This window comes from Novosphingobium sp. ERN07 (assembly GCF_012641335.1).
Taxonomy (GTDB): Bacteria; Pseudomonadota; Alphaproteobacteria; order Sphingomonadales; family Sphingomonadaceae; genus Novosphingobium.
Genome location: NZ_JABAID010000006.1, coordinates 149,245 through 170,495, shown reverse-complemented (window position 1 = coordinate 170,495; position 21,251 = coordinate 149,245). Strand labels below are relative to the sequence as shown.

Annotated in this window: 18 protein-coding genes; 9 read left to right on the top strand and 9 right to left on the bottom strand. The window is 61.5% G+C overall.

Features of this window, described 5'->3' with window-relative positions; all coding sequences use genetic code 11:
* Positions 1-161: 161 nt before the first annotated feature.
* The 4 genes from HGI47_RS10790 to dapA all read right to left on the bottom strand — a co-directional run bounded on the left by HGI47_RS10790 (position 162) and on the right by dapA (position 4,697).
* The gene (locus HGI47_RS10790; RefSeq protein WP_168852773.1) at positions 162-2,600 is read right to left on the bottom strand and encodes a response regulator; all 2,439 of its coding nucleotides are present in this window, start codon (positions 2,598-2,600) and stop codon (positions 162-164) included.
* Complete coding sequence (locus HGI47_RS10785) at positions 2,600-3,160, bottom strand: DUF2062 domain-containing protein (RefSeq protein ID WP_168852772.1); 561 nt, start codon at positions 3,158-3,160, stop codon at positions 2,600-2,602. The genes HGI47_RS10790 and HGI47_RS10785 overlap by 1 nt, the downstream gene beginning before the upstream one ends.
* Positions 3,161-3,262: 102 nt before the next feature.
* Positions 3,263-3,745, bottom strand: a complete 483-nt coding sequence (gene smpB / locus HGI47_RS10780) for an SsrA-binding protein SmpB (RefSeq protein WP_168852771.1) — start codon at positions 3,743-3,745, stop codon at positions 3,263-3,265.
* 70 nt (positions 3,746-3,815) lie between these two features.
* On the bottom strand, positions 3,816-4,697 hold the full coding sequence (gene dapA, locus HGI47_RS10775) for a 4-hydroxy-tetrahydrodipicolinate synthase (protein WP_168852770.1): 882 nt from the start codon (positions 4,695-4,697) through the stop codon (positions 3,816-3,818).
* Between the two features lie 100 nt (positions 4,698-4,797).
* Here dapA and HGI47_RS10770 point away from each other — a divergent pair, with 100 nt between their 5' ends.
* Complete coding sequence (locus HGI47_RS10770) at positions 4,798-6,816, top strand: lytic transglycosylase domain-containing protein (RefSeq protein WP_168852769.1); 2,019 nt, start codon at positions 4,798-4,800, stop codon at positions 6,814-6,816.
* A 6-nt stretch (positions 6,817-6,822) separates the two neighbouring features.
* Here the strand turns inward: HGI47_RS10770 and HGI47_RS10765 are convergent, their stop codons facing one another.
* Positions 6,823-7,224: a hypothetical protein gene (locus HGI47_RS10765; RefSeq protein ID WP_168852768.1), complete on the bottom strand. Its 402-nt coding sequence runs from the start codon at positions 7,222-7,224 to the stop codon at positions 6,823-6,825.
* A 312-nt stretch (positions 7,225-7,536) separates the two neighbouring features.
* Here HGI47_RS10765 and greB point away from each other — a divergent pair, with 312 nt between their 5' ends.
* The 4 genes from greB to HGI47_RS10745 are packed head-to-tail and all read left to right on the top strand — an operon-like array spanning position 7,537 to position 9,327.
* Positions 7,537-8,028, top strand: coding sequence for a transcription elongation factor GreB (gene greB / locus HGI47_RS10760; protein ID WP_168852767.1), 492 nt, complete (start codon positions 7,537-7,539; stop codon positions 8,026-8,028).
* Between the two features lie 11 nt (positions 8,029-8,039).
* A complete protein-coding gene (locus HGI47_RS10755; protein WP_168852766.1) occupies positions 8,040-8,669 on the top strand; it encodes a phosphoglycerate mutase family protein in 630 nt (209 codons plus the stop codon).
* Entirely contained in the window at positions 8,669-8,848 is a 180-nt protein-coding gene (locus HGI47_RS10750) for a DUF4169 family protein (RefSeq protein WP_168852765.1), read from the top strand. The genes HGI47_RS10755 and HGI47_RS10750 overlap by 1 nt, the downstream gene beginning before the upstream one ends.
* Positions 8,845-9,327, top strand: coding sequence for a hypothetical protein (locus HGI47_RS10745; protein WP_168852764.1), 483 nt, complete (start codon positions 8,845-8,847; stop codon positions 9,325-9,327). Before HGI47_RS10750 ends, HGI47_RS10745 begins: the two co-directional genes overlap by 4 nt.
* Before the next feature lie 52 nt (positions 9,328-9,379).
* Here HGI47_RS10745 and HGI47_RS10740 read toward each other — a convergent pair whose 3' ends face one another.
* Positions 9,380-10,051, bottom strand: a complete 672-nt coding sequence (locus HGI47_RS10740) for an outer membrane protein (protein ID WP_168852763.1) — start codon at positions 10,049-10,051, stop codon at positions 9,380-9,382.
* 244 nt (positions 10,052-10,295) lie between these two features.
* Between HGI47_RS10740 and rlmN the strand changes: the two genes are divergently transcribed.
* The gene (gene rlmN / locus HGI47_RS10735) at positions 10,296-11,585 is read left to right on the top strand and encodes a 23S rRNA (adenine(2503)-C(2))-methyltransferase RlmN (protein WP_370521687.1); all 1,290 of its coding nucleotides are present in this window, start codon (positions 10,296-10,298) and stop codon (positions 11,583-11,585) included.
* 12 nt (positions 11,586-11,597) lie between these two features.
* Here the strand turns inward: rlmN and HGI47_RS10730 are convergent, their stop codons facing one another.
* A complete protein-coding gene (locus HGI47_RS10730) occupies positions 11,598-14,279 on the bottom strand; it encodes an EAL domain-containing protein (RefSeq protein ID WP_168852762.1) in 2,682 nt (893 codons plus the stop codon).
* Positions 14,280-14,390: 111 nt separating this feature from the next.
* Between HGI47_RS10730 and HGI47_RS10725 the strand changes: the two genes are divergently transcribed.
* The 3 genes from HGI47_RS10725 (at position 14,391) to HGI47_RS10715 (ending at position 18,438) form a co-directional block, all read left to right on the top strand.
* Positions 14,391-15,188: an alpha/beta fold hydrolase gene (locus HGI47_RS10725; protein ID WP_168852761.1), complete on the top strand. Its 798-nt coding sequence runs from the start codon at positions 14,391-14,393 to the stop codon at positions 15,186-15,188.
* 95 nt (positions 15,189-15,283) lie between these two features.
* Entirely contained in the window at positions 15,284-16,591 is a 1,308-nt protein-coding gene (locus tag HGI47_RS10720) for an FAD-dependent oxidoreductase (RefSeq protein ID WP_168852760.1), read from the top strand.
* A 98-nt stretch (positions 16,592-16,689) separates the two neighbouring features.
* Positions 16,690-18,438, top strand: coding sequence for an amidohydrolase family protein (locus tag HGI47_RS10715; protein ID WP_168852759.1), 1,749 nt, complete (start codon positions 16,690-16,692; stop codon positions 18,436-18,438).
* Positions 18,439-18,511: 73 nt separating this feature from the next.
* Here HGI47_RS10715 and HGI47_RS10710 read toward each other — a convergent pair whose 3' ends face one another.
* Both HGI47_RS10710 and dnaN read right to left on the bottom strand, forming a co-directional pair.
* Positions 18,512-19,954: a globin-coupled sensor protein gene (locus HGI47_RS10710; RefSeq protein ID WP_168852758.1), complete on the bottom strand. Its 1,443-nt coding sequence runs from the start codon at positions 19,952-19,954 to the stop codon at positions 18,512-18,514.
* A 151-nt stretch (positions 19,955-20,105) separates the two neighbouring features.
* The gene (gene dnaN, locus HGI47_RS10705; RefSeq protein WP_168852757.1) at positions 20,106-21,233 is read right to left on the bottom strand and encodes a DNA polymerase III subunit beta; all 1,128 of its coding nucleotides are present in this window, start codon (positions 21,231-21,233) and stop codon (positions 20,106-20,108) included.
* Between the last annotated feature and the right edge of the window lie 18 nt (positions 21,234-21,251).

The following is a 21,251-nucleotide window of genomic DNA, read 5'->3' as shown; positions in this document are numbered from 1 at the left end:
CTTGAACTGTCAATCGCCTGCGCAAACCCTCGCAATCCCGGTGCTTTCCGCCGGGTCGAGGTGCGCCCCAATGCCCTTACAAGGCCCCCTGAATTATTCTCTCTGGACTGTGTAAACTGTGTAAACCCCCTTCAGGAAACCACCTCGTTTCCTGAACAGGTTTACCGCCGCCGCAGCACCATTTCCACCGCCTCACAAATCTGCTGGACTGAAAACGGCTTGGCCAGAAAGTGCATGTTCGGAATGTCGATCTCGCGCCGAAGCTGCTCCTCGGCATAGCCCGACATGAACAGGAACGGCAGGTCGGGCTTCAACGCACGAATTTCGCGGGCCATCGCCGGGCCGTCCATCGTCGGCATCACCACGTCCGAAACAACAAGATCGAAGGTGCCACGCCCAATGGCTTCCAGCCCTTCCTCGCCGTCGGACGCAGTGGTCACTTCATAGCCCTGCCGCACCAGCGCACGTTCAGCCACTGCGCGCACGGTTTCCTCGTCTTCCACCAACAGCACCTTACCCCCGCCTGACCACTCGCGCTTCGGCTCAGCAGCGGCAGGTTTTGTGGCTTGCGCCAGTTCCGCCGCATCGGGATGGTGGACCGGCAGATAGATGCTGAAGCGCGTGAACTTGCCCACGTCGCTTTCAGCGAAGATGAACCCGCCCGATTGCTTGACGATGCCGTAGACGGTGGAAAGGCCAAGCCCAGTACCCTTGCCCTTCTCCTTTGTGGTGAAGAAAGGTTCGAAAATCTTGCCGATCTGGGTCGGCTTGATGCCGTGGCCATTGTCCTCCACCATCAGCGCGGTGTAGTCACCGATGGGCAGAATTTCGCTCTTCATCGCGCGCACATCCGCTGCGGTCACGCGCCGGGTGATCAGCTTGACCACCCCTGCCGGGCCTTTCCCACCGCCCGCCGCCAGTCGATCGGTGATCGCATCGCGCGCGTTGACGGCAAGGTTCAACAGCACTTGTTCGAGTTGGGTCGGGTCGGCACGCACGAAGCCCAGATCGCGGTCGTGCGTCACTTCCAGCGTGATCTTCTCACCGATCAGCCGCTTCAGCAGAGCCGAAACCTCGGCCACCACATCGGGAAGTTGCAGCACTTGCGGGCGCAGCGTCTGCTGGCGAGAGAATGCCAGCAGTTGCCGCGTCAGCGATGCCGCGCGGTTCGAATTGGCCTTGATCTGCTGGATATCGTCATAATCGCTATCGCCCGGCGTGTGGCGCATCAGCATGAGGTCACAGTAGCCGATGATCGCGGTCAGCACGTTGTTGAAATCGTGCGCCACGCCACCCGCCAATTGGCCCACTGCCTGCATCTTGGTAGCCTGCGCAATCTCGCGCTTCAGCCGGGTTTCCTCGGATGAATCCTTGAGGCTCAGCAGCACCGCGCCATCCCCCAGCCCGCGCACGCCCGCAAGGCTGAGCGACACCGGCTCTTCCGGTGCAGCACGCAACCGCACGGCCACATCGCCTGCCGTCGCCTGCCCTTGGGCATAGCGGCGAACGGCATCGACCAGCGCGCCCTTGTCTTCCTTGATCACAAGATCGGCAGGATAGGGCGGCGGGAAATTGTCTTCATGCCCCGCCGCGCGCAGGAACGCGGCATTGGCAAAGAGGAAGCGCCCGTCGCGGTCGGTCATCGCAAGGCCCAGCGGCAGGCGCGACAGCAGCGCTTCGATCTGCGGCAGGCCAGCGCGAATATCGCCCACGCTCTGCTGGTTGTCGATCAGCAGAAACAGCGATGCGGTGCGTGCCGGATCGGTATTCGCAATGCCGTCAGGGTCGGCCACCGGCAAGTGGACCAGCCGCACCGGCGCGCCCTTGCCGCCTTCGCGGGCGTAAAACACGCGCTCGGAATCGTCGCTGGCAAGGTATGACACGAAGTCGGTTCCAGCCATCTCGCTGCCCGCATTGCCCGTCGCGCGTTGAGCGAAGGCGCTATTGGCAGCCAACACAGTGCCTTCGGGGTTGACCACAACCGCCTGAAAGCCTTCGCGCGCCAGCGCTCGGCCCAGCTTTCCGGCAACGTGCGCAGCCATATCGGCCACGAGATTCTGCGTGACCACCGGGAGGAAACGCCAAATCAGGAAGTCCTCACCCCGCCCGGCACGGCTGAGCTTGGCACGCCAGGTTCCCTTAGCCGACGTCAGGGCATCGGCGCTGGCCTGCCCATCGCGCCACGCCCCGCGAAGCGCATCTTCCAGCGCCTCGACCGAGGTCTTGTCCAACGGCAGGCGCGGCGGCGCAAGACCTGCGCCGAACCATTCGTTCATCAGCGCGTTGGCGCAGACCAGCCGCCCGGCGCGATCGGTGATGGCGATGGCCGTGTCCGCGCTTTCGATGGCGGCATTGGTGACCGACCAATCGGGCACGGCAAAATCGGTGGGAGCCGCCGTCCGTTGTGGACGATGCGCCAGACGCAACGCAGCGCCGATCACGCCCACGCCTCCAAGGAAGCCACCGACCACCAGCGGTTGGCCTGATACGGCCCACAAAGCCGCGCCGCTTGCCACAACCGCCCCGCCGAGCATCAGCCAATCGCGCAGGGGCGTGGTTTCCGCCCCCGTCCGTTCAGCCTCGCCCCCCAGACTTGCCATCAGTCAGGAAAATCCCGCGCTGCAAAACGAAGCTGCCGAGCCTTGCGCTTGTGCGCGGTCCACCAGCGCCAGCCCAGTGCGGAAATGGCATAGCCAAGCGCCGCCGCTACAATCGAGATGAGGAAGAGGCCAATTACCAGCGAGGGTGCGGCGTCCGACCCGAGCCATGCCAGCCAATCACCCACGCTTGCCCCGGTCGTAACCATATCGCTCACTGTGGCGAAATCGGCGTGGAAGCCGAAGCTGTTGCCTACTGCGATGGCACCGGGAAGGAACACGAACAGGGTGGTCGGCGGGATCGAAATGAAGGTCATCAGCACAGCCAGCGGAATATTGCCCCGGCACGGCACACACATCAGCGCCGCGCCAACGATCTGCACGCCGGGGATCAGAGCGAAAATGCCAATGAACAAGCCTGCCGCCACACCGCGCGGAACCGACCGCCGGGTGAAGCGCCAAAGTTCATGCCGTGCTGCGAGCGGGCGGGCGAAGCGGTTGTGCTCCATCTGCTCGCGCGTTGGCATGTTGGCCCGTGCCCAGTTGACGATCCTGTTGAACATCGTGCCCTTGCTGTATCCGTTTTTCGCCTGCCCTGCCACGGGCCGCCAGACCCTTAGCCCTTAAAAGCTTGCCGGTCGGTGAAGCAGGTCACGCTGCATCGCTTATCCATGATCTTTCATGATCCGCGCCTTGTCGCGCTTCCAGTCGCGTTCCTTGATCGTCGCGCGCTTGTCGGCCACATTCTTGCCCTTGGCCAGCGCAAGTTCAACCTTCGCGCGGCCCCGGCTGTTGAAGTAGATCGATAGCGGCACCAGCGTCATGCCCTTGCGTTCAACCGCGCCGGTAAAGCGGGCAATCTGCCGCTCTTTCAGCAGCAGCTTGCGCGGTCGCTTGGGCACGTGGTTGAAGCGGTTGCCGTGGCTGAATTCGGGCACGTTGGAATTGACGAGCCAGACCTCGCCGCCCTTCACCTCGGCATAGGATTCGGCAATCGAGCCTTCGCCAAAGCGCAGCGATTTCACCTCGGTCCCCGTCAGGCAGATCCCCGCCTCATAGGTATCCTCGATAAAATACTCGAACCGCGCACGGCGGTTTTCGGCAACGATCTTCTTCTTGTCGAATTCGGGATGTACGGGGCGTGCCATAATCCCGCCCATGTAGGCGCTGCCCCGGCAAAGCGGAAGGGGAACTTCACACTTTGTCGGGGCGAAACACTCAGATCAGCCCGGCATGCTCCAGCGCGGCGTCCACCTTGGCGCGGGCTTCGGCGCTGGCGGGGACGAGCGGCAGACGCAGTTCATCGGTCAGGCCTTCAAACACGCGGGACAGCGCATACTTGAGCGGCGCGGGCGATGCGTCGGAGAACATCGCGTAGTGCAGCGGATAGAGCTTGTCGTTCAGTTCACGCGCCTTTTCGAAATCGTTTTCGGCACACGCGGCCTGAAAATCGGCGCAGAGCCGAGGCGCGACGTTGGCTGTTACTGAAATGCAGCCGACAGCGCCTGCGGCATTGGCCGGAAGCGCCAGTTCATCGTCGCCCGAAAGCTGGCAGAAGTTCTTGCCTATGCCCATGCGGTGGTCGGTAACGCGGCTAAGATCGCCGCTCGCATCCTTGATCGCCACGATCTTGTCCGGGTAACGCTTCGCCAGTTCGCACACCGTTTCGGGCAGGATGTCGGTCACCGTGCGGCCCGGCACGTTGTAGAGCACGATGGGCAGATCGTTGTGTTCGGCAAGGTAGCTGAAGTGCGCGATGATGCCCGCCTGGCTCGGGCGGTTGTAGTAGGGCGCAACGCAAAGTGCGGCCTGCGCGCCGCACTTCTTGGAAAAGTTCATGTGCAGCAGCGCGTTCATCGTATCATTGCTGCCACAGCCCGCGATCACCGGCACACGACCGGCGGCCTGCTCAACGCAGACTTCGATCACGCGATGGTGTTCGGCGTTCGAAAGCGTCGATGCCTCTCCGGTGGTGCCGCAGGGCACCAGCGCGGAGGAGCCGTTTTCGATCTGCCAGTCTACCAGACGGCGAAAGGTTTTCTCGTCAAACGCTCCATCGCGAAAAGGGGTGACAAGGGCCGGAATGGAGCCGGAAAACATGGACAGTATCCCTCAATTTGCCCCATAAAGCAGTTCGGCTTACAACAAGTCGAACCCTGAAGGGGTCTGTTCAGCGCCTGATAAGGAGCCGCTCCATAGTATGTCCGGCATGGACGTGAAAGCCTTGATGTTGCGCTGGGGTGTTGCCGGTGCGCTATTGCAGACGCTGGCGGCGTCGAGCGTGGTTCATGCGAGCGGCGGCGAAAGCGCCAATGGATCGGACTGGGACCGCGCGCGGGCGAATCTGGCGATGAGCCAGGGCGGCCCGATGATGGCGGCGGTGGAACGGTGGAAACTGCTGAGCAGTTCGAACCGTTTTGGGTTTTCCGACTATTCGAATTTCGTTGTGACCTATTCCGGCTTCCCGGATGAAGAAAAGCTGCGTCGCTATGCCGAACTCTCGCTGGAGCGGGAGGCAGTCGATCCGGCGCGACTGGTAAGCTATTTCACCCAGAAGCCGCCGCTGACCAATATGGGCCGCGCGCAATATGCGCTGGCGCTGACCCAGCTTGGCCGCCCCGAAGCGCGCGAGGCAGCGCGGGCGGCGTGGCGCGGCGGGGCGATGACCGATGCAGCGGAAAGCGCACTGCTGGCCAATTGGGGCACCAGCTTTACCGCTGATGATCATGATGCGCGGATGGATGCACTGCTTTGGGCAGGGGCAACCGATCAGGCGGCAAGGCAGGTGGTGTGGGTCAGCCCCGCGCGCAAGAGCATCGATGGCGCGCGACTGGCGGCGATGCAGGGCGGCGATCCTTATGCCGCCGTATCGGGCGTTTCGACCCAACTGCTGAACAGCGATCCGGGCTTTGTCTTCCAGCGCGTGCGGCAATTGCGCAAGGCGGGCAATGGCGCGGGTGCGCGGGCGTTTCTGGCCAACCGGCCCCTGCTGGCACGTCAGCCGCTGGACCGGACGAAGTGGGTCGAGGAACTGCTGATCAACGCGCGCGGCGCGGCAACATCGGGCGATGCGCGCGCGGCGATGCGGATTGCGGCGGGGATCGACGATGCCTTCGCTGCGGGTGAGGATGTCAGCCAACTCGCCTATGACATGCGCGACGATTACACATCATTGATGTGGCTGGGCGGCACGCAGGCCTATTTCAACATTGGCGACTATGCGGGCGCGGCCCCGCTGTTCTGGCGCTATGGCGCAGCAGCGCGGACGCCGGGCACACGATCAAAGGGCTTTTACTGGGCCGGGAAAGCGGCAGCGCGCGGCGGACAGCAGGCCGAAGCGCGGCGCTACTTCGAGATGGCCGCGCAATATGCCGACCAGTTCTACGGCCTGCTGGCATTGGAACGGCTGGGCCGCCCGGTGCCGCAGTTCGCTGCGGATTCGAACGCGCAAGCTACGCCTGACGAACGCACCCGGTTCTACAACCAGCCGCTGACGCTGGCCGTGCGCGAAGTGGCGCGCAATGGCGATTGGCGCACCACGATCCGCTTCTTCAAGGAAGTGGCCGAACAGCAGCAGACCGAAGGCCAGCACATGATGGTGGCGCAATTGGCGCGCGATCTGGGGCGGCGCGATCTGGGCGTAATCGTGGGGCAAGCCGCGGCAGCGCGCGGCTATCTTGATTTTCAGCACATCGCCTTTCCGCTGATCCCGGTGCCGCCGGGATATGAAAGCAAGTGGACCAGCGTTCACGCGATCAGCCGCCAGGAGAGCCAGTTCGCGCAGAATGCCGTCAGCCATGCGGGCGCGCGCGGGCTCATGCAGCTTATGCCGGGCACGGCGAACGAGCAGGCGGGCAAGCTTGGCCTGTCCTACCGCCCCGGCGCGCTGACCGAGGATGCGGGCTATAACATCCAGCTTGGCGCGGGCTATTTTGCGCGGATGCTGGACTATTACAACGGATCGTGGCCGCTGGCCGTGGCGGCCTATAACGCTGGCCCCGGCAACGTGAACAAGTTCCTGCGCGCCAATGGCGACCCGCGCAATGGCGGCGTGGACTGGGTGGAATGGATCGAAAAGATTCCGCTGTCCGAAACGCGCAACTATGTGCAGCGCGTGCTGGAAAATGCGGTGGTCTATGAGGCGATGAACCCGCAGTTTGCGACCTATCGGGGAAGCAATCCGATGAGTTACTTCATTGGGAAGCGGGAGCCGGGGTGATCAGCTTCACTCGCAGAGCCTTGACGTGGTTTGCCTGACATACACCAGCCGCTTGCCATCCGAAGCATGGATTTCAAAGCGCCCGGAATACTCATCAGGGTGCCTGATGCGATTCCTATTCACGCCGTCTTCGGGCAGCAGCGACCAGAAGTAGCCGATGCCCCGCACCTGTTCAAAGGTGTATTGGCCGTTGGCCGTAGGCTTTAGCTGCAATGCAGGGCGAACGTTTAATACATAACTCGTTTTGGATGGTTGAGGTTCATAGTTTAGTTTTCGCTGCTCAAGTTCTATAACCCGAATTTCGTTCAATCCGATTTCAAGTGACGGAGCCTGTGGGGCTACATAACAGCCAACGACCTGACTGCGTTCGAACGGCTCGTTTTGTGCAAAAACGGCGATGAATGCCAACGAGCGATGATCGCGCACGAGGTTATCGCGAAGGATGTGATGCGGGCGCTGTAGGGTACGCCATCAAATAGACTCGTTGTCATCGCACGAAAGATACACTTGCTTGCTTGCGCAGCAAGACGCGACCGTAGTGCAAGCGACCTCCGGCCATTCCCCGTCTCCCCGATCTGTACAGCTTGACCCGGGGTCCCGCTGCCTCTGATGGGACAGGGAAGAAGAAAGTGGGATCCCGGGTCAAGCCCGGGATGACGATGTGAGGGCGAGATGCTTGTGCCGTTTGCATAGGTTTTGGTCTCGACTTAAAGCCACCCCATGAAGCCTGACGGTCATCCCATCACCCCCGCCGGATTTGCCGCCTTGCGCGCGCGGTATGATCAACTGTTGGGCACCGAACGTCCCGCGATTGTCGAGATCGTCAGTTGGGCGGCGGGCAATGGCGACCGTAGCGAGAACGGCGATTATCTCTATGGGCGCAAGCGGATGCGGGAGATTGATCGGGAGCTGGCTTTCCTTGCGCGGCGGATGAAGGCGGCGCGGGTGGTCGATCCGGCGCGCATGGAAGATCGCAGCCGCGTGCTATTTGGCGCGACGGTGGAGATTGCTGACGAGGACGATAACCGCCGCGTACTGACGCTGGTTGGCGATGACGAGCAGAATGCCAGCAACAACCTGATCGGCTGGAGCGCGCCGATTGCCAAGGCCTTGCGCGGGGCGCGGGTGGGGGATTTGCGGATCGTGCGGCTGCCTTCGGGGGAGAAGGAGTGGGAGATCATGAGCATTTCCTATCCCGACGCCACAGGCTAAAGCGCTCCCCCATGAAACAGGGTCGCTTCTTCATCATGCGCCACGGCGAGACGGTCTATAACGCTACCCGTCGGCTGCAGGCGAACAACATCCACACGCCGCTGACGCGGCAGGGCTTTGAACAGGCGGTGGCGATGGGCTGCGCGCTGCGGCGGGAACTGGGCGAGCGGCCTGACGTCACTCTGCACATCTCTGACACCGGGCGCGCATTGCAGACAGCGGCTCTGATTGCCGAGGAACTGGGGCTGGACTGGTTTGCATCGCGACGCACGATGGACCTTAAAGAGATCGACATGGGATCGTGGTGCGGGCGCTCTTATGGCGAGGTGGAGGACGAAGTTGGCCCCATTGTGATCGAGGACCACCTGCTGCGCCCGGCCCCGGATGGTGAGGACTATCCGATGATTGCCGCGCGGCTGAACCGGTGGATCGATCGGCTGGATGATATGGGCGGGGATCACATCGTGGTGATGCACGGCATTTCAAGCCGGGTGCTGCGCGGGATCATGGCGGGCTATCCTGTGCATCCGCTGCACGGCGCGCCGATTGCACCTTCGCTGGTGCAAGGCTCCATCGCGCTGGTGGAGAACGGCGAGGAGCGCGTGCTCTATGGCTCCGAACGCGGTATAGAGCACGCCTGATGGGCGATGTCGTTAACCTGCGGGCGGTGCGCAAGGCCAAGGAGCGCGATGCACGTGCGGTAGAAGCGCAGGCGAACCGGGCGAAGTTCGGGCGGACCAAGGGTGAGAAGGCGCGCGATCAGCACGAGGCCGAACGCGCGGCGCGGTTGCTTGATGGCGCGAAGCGGGAAGAGCAATGAGGAAGCTGCTGGTTCTCGGCGCGCTGCTAATGGCGGGAACTGCCTCTGCGCGCGATAGCCTTGGCGTGTTCGACAACTGGGGCGCATTTCGCGATTCCGCCGTGCCACGCTGCTATGCCATTGCGATGGCAGAGAAAGTGCGCGGGTGGGAGCAGGCGTTTCAACCCTATTTTACTGTGGGCTATTGGCCCAAGCGCGGAATACGCGGCGCTGTTCATGTGCGGCTGGCGCGGCGGCTGGCGCCGGGGTCTTCGGTCAACGTCTCATTTCCTGAAGCGAACTTCACATTGCAAGCAGGGCAAGCCGATGCCTGGCCTGCCGATCAACGCGCCAATGCCGGGATAATTGCGCAACTGCGGAGCGCTTCGCGCGTGACAGTGATCGGGCAAGGTGCCGATGGGCGCAAGTTCCGCGATACCTATGTACTGGCAGGCGCGGGTTCAGCGATGGACGCGGCAGCGCTGGGGTGCGCGCGGTAAGAAAAAGGGCGAGACTTGTGGCCCGCCCTTCCCTTGCTTCAGTGCGTGAGGCTTAGAAGCGGACGCCGACGCCAGCCATCACGACGTGACGGTCAGTGTCGATGTCAAAGCGGCTCGAATCCGGCGTGTTGCCGTTGAAATCGAACTCGCCCTTGCTGTAGTTGTTGTAGTTGTATTCAACCTTCACATAGCTGTTGGCGCCGAGCTTCTGCTCAACACCCGCGCCCACGCGGTAGCCGTCGGTATCAAGCCGCTGGCGCAGGCTGGTGGTGCCATCGGTGCCCTGCAGAAGGTAACGCTGGTTGCTGTAGCCGCCCTTGGCGTAGACCATCGTGCTGGGCGACATTGCATAGCCTACGCGACCGCCGACATAGTACTGGCGACCGGCATCGACGCGTCCAAGGTTGAACACATTGGGCTGGTCGTTGTTGTTGTCCCAACCCGCGCTGCTTTCCGTAATTTCAGCTTCGGCACCGACCACGAGGTTGCTGCCAAGCGGGATATCATAACCGATGGCACCGCCGTAGGTCACACCATCGATCGACTGCTTGAGATCGCGGGTATTGTCGACGTCTTCGCTGCTGCCAGAGCGGTGGTGGTCATAACCAACCAGAGCTTCGGCGCGGAAACCGCTGAACGCCTCGGCGGGCGTCGCGTCCTGCGCGAAGGCCGGCGTGGCGGCAATGGCAGTACCGGCGGCGAGGATTGCGCAGATCTTCTTCATGTTTCACTCCATTCGAAACTTCCTGCCGGTTCTCGTTGTCATTGCGACCCGACAGTGACCGGTGGAATGAGCGGAACTGCATCCGGTTTCCTGAACCTCACACAACAAGAAACTGTTGTATTTCAGCCACATATTTTGCGATATTCGGAGCGCTTAACGCGACGGACGGCTGGAACCCATTATACTGAGAAGCGTTCGCGCGAGCCGGTTTGCGCCTTGGTCTCCGAATCACTATATGCGCGCGATGCAGCTTCCCATCGATCCCGAACCGTCGCTCCCCGCCAACATGCCCATTGCCGGGCATATCGATCCCGTACCAGTCCCGCGGGAGGTTACTCCGCGAGAGGATGGGCGCGTCGATCTGATCGGTTTGCCCAAAAAGCAGATCGCGGCACTGTTTGAAACAGCGGGGCTGGATGCGAAAGCGGCGAAGCTGCGCGCCAAGCAGGTCTATCACTGGCTGTACCATCGCGGCGTGACCGATTTTGAGGGCATGACCGATATCGCCAAAACCATGCGTCCGTGGCTGGCCGAACGCTTCGTGATCGGACGGCCAGAGATCGTCGAGGCACAGGTTTCAACCGATGGCACCCGCAAATGGCTGCTGCGGACGGCAGACAATCACGACTTCGAAATGGTGTTCATTCCCGACGCCGACCGCGGAACCCTGTGCGTTTCAAGCCAGGTCGGTTGCACGCTGAACTGTCGTTTCTGCCATACCGGCACGATGCGGCTCGTGCGCAACCTGACGCCGGGCGAGATCGTGGGGCAGGTAATGCTGGCACGCGATTCACTGGGCGAGTGGCCAAAAGCCGGCGGCACGATGGCGGGGCTGGACTTCGACGACGACGATGAAGAAGCTGCCACCGCATACACTCCCGATGGCCGCTTGCTGACCAACATCGTGATGATGGGCATGGGCGAGCCGCTTTATAACTTCGACAACGTGCGCGATGCGTTGAAGCTGGTGATGGATGGCGATGGGCTGGCACTTTCGAAGCGGCGCATCACGCTTTCTACCAGCGGTGTCGTGCCGATGATGGCGCGGTGCGGGGAGGAAATCGGGGTGAACCTTGCCGTTTCGCTGCACGCCGTAACCAAGGACGTGCGTGACGAGATCGTGCCGATCAACCGCAAGTACGGCATTGAGGAACTGTTGCAGGCCTGTGCCGACTATCCGGGCGCATCAAACGCGCGGCGCATCACGTTTGAATATGTGATGCTGAAGGACAAGAACGACAGCGACGATCATGCGCGCGAACTGGTACGGCTGATCAAGCAGTACAAGCTGCCCGCCAAGGTCAACCTCATCCCGTTCAATCCGTGGGACGGCGCGCCCTATGAATGTTCAAGCCCGGACCGGATCAAGAGCTTTGCCAAGATCGTGTTCGACGCAGGGATCAGCGCGCCAGTGCGGACCCCGCGCGGGCGAGATATCGATGCGGCGTGTGGGCAGTTGAAAACGGCTGCGGAGAAGAAAAGCCGGGCCGAACTTGATAGGCTCGCGGAAGAAAAGCAGGCAGCGCTGGGCTGAGGCTGGCGCGCCTCAGCCGACTTTGCGCTGGGCAGTTCCCTCAGTCTCCACGCTGGCTGGCGGGCGGGCGGCAACGGCAGCGATGCGGCCGGTTTCGTCAAGCCGCAGCGGCAGGGAAAACTCAACGCCAAGCCGGTCTTCATGCGACCAGCGACAAGTGGCGGTGACGACGTGGTTGTCGGCCAGAACGACGCGGAAGATCGTGCCTGATGGCACATTCCACAGCCCTTCGATCAGAGCGCCCGTCTGGCTGATGTTACGGATCATCCCGTTGTAGCGATGTCCGCCATGATCGAGCACGACCTTGCGCAGCATGGACTGGCGCGCGGCGCGGGCCGAACGCGGCCCTTGGGCAATGGCCATCAGCCCGGTTGAAAGACGCGCGGCAGCGTTCATGGAACTGAGCGGACGCTCGTAGATATAGCCCTGCACGTGGCTGCAGCCCAACATGCGGACGAGATCAAGCTCGTCCAGCGTTTCAACGCCCTCTGCCGTGGTTTCCATGCCGAGCGCTTCGGCAAGACTGACGATCGAGGCGATGATGGCACCATTGCGGCTACCGGGCTGGGTTGCGCCGCGCACGAAGGACTGATCGATCTTGATCTTGTCGAATGGTGCCGAGCGCAGATAGCCGAGTGACGAATAGCCCGTACCGAAATCATCGAGCGCGAGACGAACGCCGATCCCCTTCAACGCTTTGAACATTTGGTCGGTGCCCTCATCATCGTTGAGGAACACGCTTTCAGTGATTTCCAGTTCAAGGCGCTCGGCTGCGACCTGCGCGTTTGCCAGGGCATTGGTAACGATGGTTGGCAGCGCGGGGTTGGCGAATTGCAGAGGCGAAACATTGACCGCGACACGCACGTTGTCCGGCCAGCGCGCCAGATCCTGGCAAGCGGTGCGCAAGGCCCACTCGCCGATCGGTGCAATAAGGCCGGTATCCTCGGCCACGGGAATGAAACGCGAAGGGCTGATCCACCCTTGTTGAGGGTGGTTCCATCGCAGTAGCGCTTCGAAGCCGGTGATCTTCTCGGTCGCGGTCTGGACGACCGGCTGATAGTACAGTTCCAGCCCGCCATTGGCGACCGCATCGCGCAGGTCTTCCTCCATCTGGCGGCGCTCTTCAGCATCGCTATGGAGATCTGGCGCGTAGAAGTGATGGCGACCACGCCCGCCATCTTTGGCAGCATAAAGTGCAAGATCCGCATTTCGGATCAGCGCTTCGCTGGTCACGCCATCGTCGGGCGCGATGGCGATGCCGACGGATGCGCCAATCATCACGCGGCTGCCTTCGATCGAATAGGGCTGCGACAGGCTTTCGATGATCCGCCCCGCAAGGTGGCCAAGCTGTTCACGTTCGATCTTGCCGGGCAGGATGACCTGGAATTCGTCTCCGCCAAGGCGACCAACGCGGCCCATCTTGCCCACCACCCGTTCAAGCCGCTGTGCAACCTGCTTGAGCAGCGCGTCGCCCGCCGGATGGCCAAGCGTATCGTTGACCTGCTTGAACCGGTCGAGATCGAGAAGGAATACCGAACAGGCGCGATTCTGGACCTGCGGCGTAAGCAGAATCTTTTCGAGCGTCTGCGACATGCGGAAGCGATTCGACAGGCCGGTGAGCGAATCGAAGTGCGCCAGGCGCGAGGCGTGTTCTTGCGAGCGCCGCTTTTCCGTAAGATCGGTGCCGGAACCGCGAAAACCCGTGAAATTGTTGAAGGTGTCGTATGTGGGACGGCCCGTGATCGACCACCATCGCTCTTCATCGCGCACGGCTGCGCGCACCGCCAGTTCGCTAAAACTGGATCGTGCAGAAAGGTGAAACGCCAATGTGCGCTCCCCCTCGCCCGATTGTTCGGCAAGATTGAACAATTCCGCGAACGGGCGACCGATCAGGTCATGCACTTTGCGCCCAAGAATTTCGGCAACAGGCGCGGACAGGTAGGTCAGGTGGCCACGGCGGTCTGTTTCCCAGAACCAGCCCTGCCCCGTCTCTTCATAATCTGCGAGAATTTCTTGCGCACGGGTCTGGACGCGCGCGTCGTTCTCCGCCTTTTCGCGCAGAACAAGGTCGATCTTGCGCTGGCGCATATAGGCAACAACCGCGATGCCGACGCCCACGATCAGCGAAAAATATCCCGCAATGGTCGATGCGACGCAAGTAATGCCCGACCAGACGGCGACCTGGGCTGCCAACACACCCACCAACCGCCCCGACTGGGCAACCGTTGCCAGCAGCGAAAGCGTGGCCACAGCAACGAGGCAATAGAACCAGTCGATCTCGCCCGATGCGCCCCAAAGGCCCATTGCCGAACCAAACAGAAACATCGGCAGAGCAACGACGGCTCCGACCAGCGCCATCCGCTGGCCGGTTGCAAAATTGCGTTCGTTTTCAAGCCGAACCACGATGTGCGACAGCCAGGTTACAAGCGCCGCAATCGCCACGAGCAAGCTGGCGAGCAGCCCTGGAACAGTCAGGTTGAAAGCCGCAATACCCATCGGCAACAGCACAATCGGCATTGCCAGACGAGGCCATTCCGATGCGACAAGCCGGTTGCCGGGATCGCTGCCGAACAAGAAGCTGGCACCAGCTTCGCGCGGGCTGGCGGGCGCAATTTTCTCACGGCGTCGGGTACGCGCAAAATCGCGCGTTTGACCGGTCGGCCCGGTTGCTTCGACGGAGGCATCTGCAGACATGCTTCGCACTTGCCTCATCTCCAATTTCGAAAGCGTTAAAGCGACGGCAATCCAAACGCTTTTGCTGCGAATGCGAAGGTGCTAGGCACGCCACCGGAGCGTGGGGTAATTATGGCAGATACGGCGGAAAAATCCCTGATTGGCGTGGGCGGGCGCAGGCTCCATCTTGCTCGCTGGCATGTGGGCAAGACGGAACACCGGCCACTGCTGATGCTTAACGGGATCGGCATGAATCTTGAGTTGCTAGCACCGCTGGCACGGGCGCTGCCCGAACGTGAGGTCGTCTGCTTCGACATGCCGGGGATCGGCAGTTCGCCCGATCCGGTTCTTCCTTACACCATTTCCAATATGGCGCTGACGACGGCAGCGCTGCTCGACCGGCTCGATCTGGCCGAGGTTGACATTCTGGGTATCAGTTGGGGCGGTGCGCTGGCACAGCAGTTCGCGTTTCAGCACCGGGCGCGTACCGGCAACCTAATCCTTGCGGCCACGGCTGCCGGGGCAACGATGGTGCCGGGCAATCCCGCGATGCTCGCCCACTTGACAGACCCGCTGGAATATACCGTCGAACGCACGCTGAAGCGCAATCTTGCCTCGATCTACAACGGCGGTGGCAGTGGGCGCGTTTCGCTTAACGCAGCCAAGGCCCCTTCGCCGCTCGGATTCTCCTACCAGCTTGCCGCCTTCGCGACATGGAGCAGCTTGCCGTTCCTGCCATTGCTGCGAATGCCGGTGCTGGTCATGGCCGATGAAGAAGACCAGTTGGTCCCACCGGCAAACGCGCACCTGCTGCACAACGCCATTCCGCACAGCCGGATCGAGATGTTCAGCGGCGGCGGCCATCTGTTCATGCTGTCACAACGGGACCGGTTCGTTGCCAGCCTGCGCAGCTTTCTGGACGCAGCTTAGACCGCTTTCTTTTTGCCGATCCGGCGTTAGCATCGCTGGACAGGACTCAGAGCGCGCCGATGGCAGGAGCGGAGTCAAACGGCTGAGGAGAGGCCATGCGGCATATCGCGATCGTCGGTTCGGGTCCGGCCGGATATTACACGGCAGAAGCAGCGCAGAAGCAGTGGGGCGACGATGTAAGCATCGATATATTCGATATGCTGCCAGTGCCTTATGGTCTGATCCGGTTCGGCGTCGCGCCCGATCACCAGTCGATCAAGGGCGTAACGCGCCGATATGAACAGACCGCGCTTTCCAACAATGTGCGGTTTGTCGGCAATATCAAGGTCGGTCAGGACGTGTCGGTGGCCAAATTGCAGGGGCTTTACGACGCAGTTGTCCTTGCCACAGGTGCGCCGCGGGATCGGCCCATCGATCTGCCGGGTGATCATCTGGGCAATGTCTTCGGCAGTGCGGGCTTTGTCGGCTGGTACAATGGCCATCCTGAATTCGCAGCCCTCGAACCAGACCTTTCGGGCAAGACCGCCGTGGTTATCGGCATGGGCAATGTCGCGCTCGACGTGACGCGCATTCTGGCCAAGACGCGTGATGAGTTCGCAGGCAGCGATATCGTGGGCCATGCGCTCGATACGCTGATGGGATCGACTATCCAGCGCATCGTGATCCTTGGGCGGCGCGGCCCGCACCAGATCATGATGACGCCCAAGGAACTGGGTGAACTGGGCCATCTTTCCCGCGCCGCACCAAGAGTCGATCCGCAAGACCTACCCGATCTGGATGACGATGCCATGCTGGAACCCGGCATCCGCAAGTCGGTAACCCACTTGCGGTCTTTCGCGGCGATCCCGGAAAGCCATCGGGCCGATCTTCCGCTTGAAGTGGAGTTCGATTTCTTCGCTGCTCCGCGCGGCCTGATTGGAGAAGGCAAAGTACAGGCGATTTCGGTGGAGCGGACCCGGATTGAGGCGGGTCGGGCCGTAGGCACGGGCGAGTTTTACGAAATCCCAGCAGACCTTGTGGTCTCGTGCATCGGATATCAGACGTCACCGATTGCAGGCGTGCCGTTTGATGAACGCGCAGGTCGTTTCGCCAACGATCAGGGACGCATCCTGCCGGGCCTCTATTGCGTAGGATGGGCGCGGCGTGGGCCATCGGGCACGATCGGCACCAACCGGCCCGATGGTTTTGGCGTGATCGAATTGATCGCACAGGACATGCCGCAGGCTGGTCGAAAATCAGGCCGCCCCGGCTTCGATGCGCTGGCGGCGGAGCGCAAGCTCGATATCGTGACCTTCCGTGACTGGAAGCGCATCGAAGAGGCAGAACAAGCACGCGCGCGTGATGGCGCTCCACGGGAAAAGTTCGTGGACGTAGGCGACATGATCCGAGCAATCGGTCAATGAACTGCGATTGACCGCATAGCCGCGCTCTGACCTAATCGAACGGTTAACGCGGAAGGCTGCCGCTGCGAGTCGGCCTGCGCGGGGAGAAGGAGCTGTCCATGTCTGCCTATGACCTTATCATCAGGAACGGAACGATCGTCGACGGAACCGGCGCTCCACGCTTTGCCGGCGATATTGCGGTAAAGGACGGGCTGATCGCCGCTATTGGCACGGTGCGCGGCGATGCTGCCGAAGAAATCGATGCTACGGGCCGGATCGTTGCGCCCGGCTGGGTCGATGTTCACACCCACTACGATGGGCAGGCCACGTGGGATGCCGAAATGGCACCCTCTTCGTGGCATGGCGTGACCACGGTGATCATGGGCAACTGCGGCGTAGGCTTTGCCCCTGCCGCGCCTGATCGGCACGATTGGCTGATCGGCCTGATGGAAGGTGTGGAAGACATTCCCGGCACCGCGCTGGCCGAGGGCATGAAGTGGAACTGGGAGACGTTCCCCGAGTATCTTGACGCGCTGGAACAGATGCCGCGCGCAGTGGACATCGGCACGCACGTTCCGCACGGCGCGGTGCGAGCCTATGTGCTGGGCGAACGCGAAAAGCCCGGCGCCATTCCCACCGCCGATGACATCCGCCAGATGGCCGATATCGTGGAAGAAGGCGTGCGCGCCGGTGCGCTGGGCTTTTCCACCAGCCGCACGGTGATCCACAAATCGGTCGATGGCGAAGTGGTGCCGGGGACGACGGCCACCGCAGAAGAGCTGATCGAAATCGGCCGCGCGATGGGCCGTGTCGGCTATGGCGTGTTTGAAATGGCTTCTGACATGAAGCGCGAATGGGACGAATTCGGCTGGATGGGCGCGCTCAGCCGCGAAACCGGCCTGCCGGTAACCTATGCCGCCCTGCAATCCATCGCCAAGGAAATGCCGCTGAGCGAGCAGATCGAAGAGATGCGCCGCCAGAATGCTCAAGGCGCGAACATCGTCGCCCAGATCGCCCTGCGCGGCAATGGCGTGATCATGGCGTGGCAGGGCACCATCCACCCCTTCCGCTTCCGCCCCAGCTATGTTGCGATCGCAGACCTGCCGTGGGACGAGCAACTGGCCCATCTCAAAGATCCGGCTTTCCGCGCCAAGGTTCTGGCCGAAGCCAACGCCTATCCCGAAAGCGACATAATCGGCCTGTTCATGATGATCGCTGAAGGCTGGCACAACCAGTTCATCATGGATGAAGGATTCGACTACGAGCCACAGGAAGACGCCAGCGTGCTGGCGCGGGCCAAGGTCGCTGGCATGGCACCTGATGCCTATGCCTATGACAAGTTGATGGAAAATGACGGGACGGGCTTCATCTACCTGCCGATCCTCAACTACGCCGACGGCAATCTCGATTTCCTTGAAGCCTTGCAAGCCTCTGACGATACGGTGAACTCGCTATCAGACGGCGGCGCGCATTGCGGGACGATTTGCGATGCCGCCAGCCCCACGTTCATGCTGCAACACTGGGTGCGTGATCGTGCGCGAGGGGGCAGGATCAGCCTTGAACACGCTGTGAAGCGCCAATGCCACGATACGGCGAGGCTCTATGGTCTTGATGATCGCGGCGTGATCGCGCCGGGCTACATGGCCGATATCAACGTGATAGATTTCGAAAATGTCCGGCTGCTCAAGCCCTGGCTGGCATTCGATCTGCCGGCGGGGGGCAAACGCTTGCTTCAGAAAGCCGAAGGGTATGACTGCACCATCAAGGGCGGAAAGGTGACGTTCCGCAACGGCGAATGGACCGGGGCGACGCCGGGCAACCTCATCCGCGGTCCGCAGCGTGCCGACCTCTTGGAGGCCGCAGAATAAGGGATTGGTAGTCCTGTCACGGCGCGCCGGTTGAGAGAGCGACTGGCACCGTGACAGGACCGCAAGCCTGCATTCAGGCCGCATTCCGGTAATGACTGCGCTGTTCCAGTCCGTCCCGCCCAAGGCGGAATCGGGCCACGAGGGTCGAAAGGCGATCTGCCTCGGTCGCAAGGCTGCGCGCCGCAGCCGTCGCTTCTTCGACCATCGCGGCGTTCTGCTGCGTCATCGTGTCCATATCGCGGACCGTTTCGCGCACCTGACCGATGCTGGTGGCTTGTTCGTGTGCCATCTGCGCAATGCTGCTGGCAAGCTGGGCGACATGGCCGACCTGCTCCACGATCACTGAAAACGTCTCGCCCGTCTGGCCAACCAAATTGACGCCGCGTTCGACTTGAACCGAACTGTCTACGATCAGCGTCTTGATATCGCGCGCTGCATCGGCAGTGCGCTGGGCAAGGGCGCGCACTTCCGTGGCGACAACAGCAAAGCCGCGCCCGGCATCACCCGCGCGCGCCGCCTCTACGCCTGCATTAAGTGCCAGCAGGTTGGTCTGAAACGCGATACCATCAATGACCGAGATGATCTTGCCGATTTCCTGCGCAGAGTGGTGAATGTCGTTCATTGCAGAGACCGCTTCGCCCACGACCTCCCCGCCCTTCATGGCTTCGCCGTGCGCCTGCTGAACCGAATCGTGCATGTGGACGGCATCATCTGCAGCCGTTCTGACGTTTGAGGCCAACGTGGTCATCGCCGCTGAAGCTTCTTCAAGGCTGGCTGCTTGCTGTTCGGTGCGCCGCGCAAGGTCGTCCGATGCCTGCCGAATCTGTTTGGCCCCCACATCAACAGAGCTTGAGGTTTCAGAGACGTGGCTAAGCGCACCGGAAACCTGCAGCCGCATGTCATCGAGATGCTTCTGCAATTCCGCGAAGGCAGCGGGCAGGTCAGGAGCGCGCGTAGCGAAATCACCGTCAGCCATCTTGCGAAGCGCGGCACTAACTTCGTCGATCACGGCAATTCGGGCCGCTTCTTCTGCCTTGAAGTAGGTCGAAAGCGCCACTTCCATATCGAGCAGCGCCATCTTGATCATCGAGCCGGCGGAACGGGCAATTTTACGACGGCGGAAGATCGCGCCGACCCCAGCAAACATCTTGTTTAGGACATTTTCAAGCACCGATGCGTAAGCACCAATGTACCAAGCTGGCTCCAGCCCGATACGAGCGTGAACGTTGCCGATCCGTTCAGCGCTATCAAAATAGGCACGATCAACGCTACCACTGAACATGCCGGCCCAATGCTCGATCTGCTTGTCGCGGGCATGATTCATCATCTGTCGCGAACCAAAGAACTTTGCCGTTTCGGGCGTGGCCGCGATCTGATCGTACAGCTTGTCGAGCGCAGGCGGCGCGTGCGTCCGCAGAGCCGAAGCGATCAACGGGAAGCGCGCTAGATCATCGCTCCCGATGTTGTAGAATGCCAGCTTCTTGGCAACGGCCTGCAAGTCGTAAACGGTGTCCATCCTCGGTACTCCTGTCGGGAACCGGGTTACGCTTAACGCCGTTCAAATCAGGTAATTTGGTCCAGAGTGGGCCTACTCAGACAAACCGCAAATGATTGTTAACCAATGCCGGACCGGCGGTAAAAAAAACCGCCTGTTCCGGCACATTTCGTCAGACCCGCATTGGCATCAGAACATAGAGCGCAGCGCTCTTGTCGTCCTTGCGAATCAGCGTGGGAGCGCCGGCATCGGCAAGATGCAGTTCCACTGTATCACCATCGATCTGGCTCAGGATATCCTTGAGATAATTGGCGTTAAAGCCGATCTCAAATCCGGCAGAGCTGTAATCTGCGGGCAGTTCTTCGGCAGCAGTGCCGTTGTCCGGGCTGGTGACCGAAAGCGTCACGCGATCATTTTCGAGCGCCATCTTCACCGCACGGGTCTTTTCAGTAGCGATCGTGGCCACGCGATCCACGCCTTCGAAGAACGAGCGTGGATCGAGCTTGAGAAGCTTGTCGTTCCCGGTGGGGATCACGCGGCTGTAATCAGGAAAAGTTCCGTCGATCAGCTTGCTGGTGAGGACCACACCGTTTTCACCACCCAGCGTGAAGCGAACCTTGCTGGCAGAAAGATCAATGAGAACAGCGGAATCGAGCACTTCTTCCAGCAGTTTGCGCAGTTCGCCCACGCATTTGCGGGGAACGATCACGTCGGGCATACCCTCAGCCCCATCGGGACGCGCGATGGTGAACCGGGCAAGACGGTGGCCATCGGTGGCCGCAGCCTTCAACACAGGCTGTGCTTCGTCCGAAACGTGCAGGAAAATGCCATTGAGGTAATACCGCGTCTCTTCCGTGGAGATCGCAAAACGGGTGCGATCAATCAGTTCGGCCAGAGTGCGTGCGGGCACTTCGAAACTGGTAGGCAGATCGCCTTCAACAATCACCGGGAAATCGTCACGCGGGAGCGTGGGCAACTGGAAGCGGCTGCGCCCCGCCTTGACGATCATGCGGTTGTCAGACGTTTCAAGACTGACCTGGGAGCCATCCTGCAACTTGCGCGCGATGTCGAACAGCAGGTGCGCTGAAACGGTAATGGCGCCCGGCCCTTCGACCGATACAGCCGCCATCGTTTCCACGATCTGTAGATCAAGGTCAGTTGCCATCAGGCGCACGGTGCTGTCAGGCGAAGCCTCGATCAGCACGTTCGACAGGATCGGAATCGTGTTGCGGCGTTCAACCACCGACTGGACGTGGGACAGGCAGCGCAGGAGAGTCGCGCGTTCGATCGTCGCCTTCATTCTCGTCTCGATCCCCCA

Bases quoted from the DNA above. Each gene is read 5' to 3' on its own strand.
- HGI47_RS10790 (WP_168852773.1), bottom strand. From the start codon at position 2,600: ATGGCAAGTCTGGGGGGCGAGGCTGAACGGACGGGGGCGGAAACCACG.
- HGI47_RS10785 (WP_168852772.1), bottom strand. From the start codon at position 3,160: ATGTTCAACAGGATCGTCAACTGGGCACGGGCCAACATGCCAACGCGC.
- smpB (WP_168852771.1), bottom strand. From the start codon at position 3,745: ATGGCACGCCCCGTACATCCCGAATTCGACAAGAAGAAGATCGTTGCC.
- dapA (WP_168852770.1), bottom strand. From the start codon at position 4,697: ATGTTTTCCGGCTCCATTCCGGCCCTTGTCACCCCTTTTCGCGATGGA.
- HGI47_RS10770 (WP_168852769.1), top strand. From the start codon at position 4,798: ATGTCCGGCATGGACGTGAAAGCCTTGATGTTGCGCTGGGGTGTTGCC.
- greB (WP_168852767.1), top strand. From the start codon at position 7,537: ATGAAGCCTGACGGTCATCCCATCACCCCCGCCGGATTTGCCGCCTTG.
- HGI47_RS10755 (WP_168852766.1), top strand. From the start codon at position 8,040: ATGAAACAGGGTCGCTTCTTCATCATGCGCCACGGCGAGACGGTCTAT.
- HGI47_RS10750 (WP_168852765.1), top strand. From the start codon at position 8,669: ATGGGCGATGTCGTTAACCTGCGGGCGGTGCGCAAGGCCAAGGAGCGC.
- HGI47_RS10745 (WP_168852764.1), top strand. From the start codon at position 8,845: ATGAGGAAGCTGCTGGTTCTCGGCGCGCTGCTAATGGCGGGAACTGCC.
- HGI47_RS10740 (WP_168852763.1), bottom strand. From the start codon at position 10,051: ATGAAGAAGATCTGCGCAATCCTCGCCGCCGGTACTGCCATTGCCGCC.
- rlmN (WP_370521687.1), top strand. From the start codon at position 10,296: ATGCAGCTTCCCATCGATCCCGAACCGTCGCTCCCCGCCAACATGCCC.
- HGI47_RS10730 (WP_168852762.1), bottom strand. From the start codon at position 14,279: ATGTCTGCAGATGCCTCCGTCGAAGCAACCGGGCCGACCGGTCAAACG.
- HGI47_RS10725 (WP_168852761.1), top strand. From the start codon at position 14,391: ATGGCAGATACGGCGGAAAAATCCCTGATTGGCGTGGGCGGGCGCAGG.
- HGI47_RS10720 (WP_168852760.1), top strand. From the start codon at position 15,284: ATGCGGCATATCGCGATCGTCGGTTCGGGTCCGGCCGGATATTACACG.
- HGI47_RS10715 (WP_168852759.1), top strand. From the start codon at position 16,690: ATGTCTGCCTATGACCTTATCATCAGGAACGGAACGATCGTCGACGGA.
- HGI47_RS10710 (WP_168852758.1), bottom strand. From the start codon at position 19,954: ATGGACACCGTTTACGACTTGCAGGCCGTTGCCAAGAAGCTGGCATTC.
- dnaN (WP_168852757.1), bottom strand. From the start codon at position 21,233: ATGAAGGCGACGATCGAACGCGCGACTCTCCTGCGCTGCCTGTCCCAC.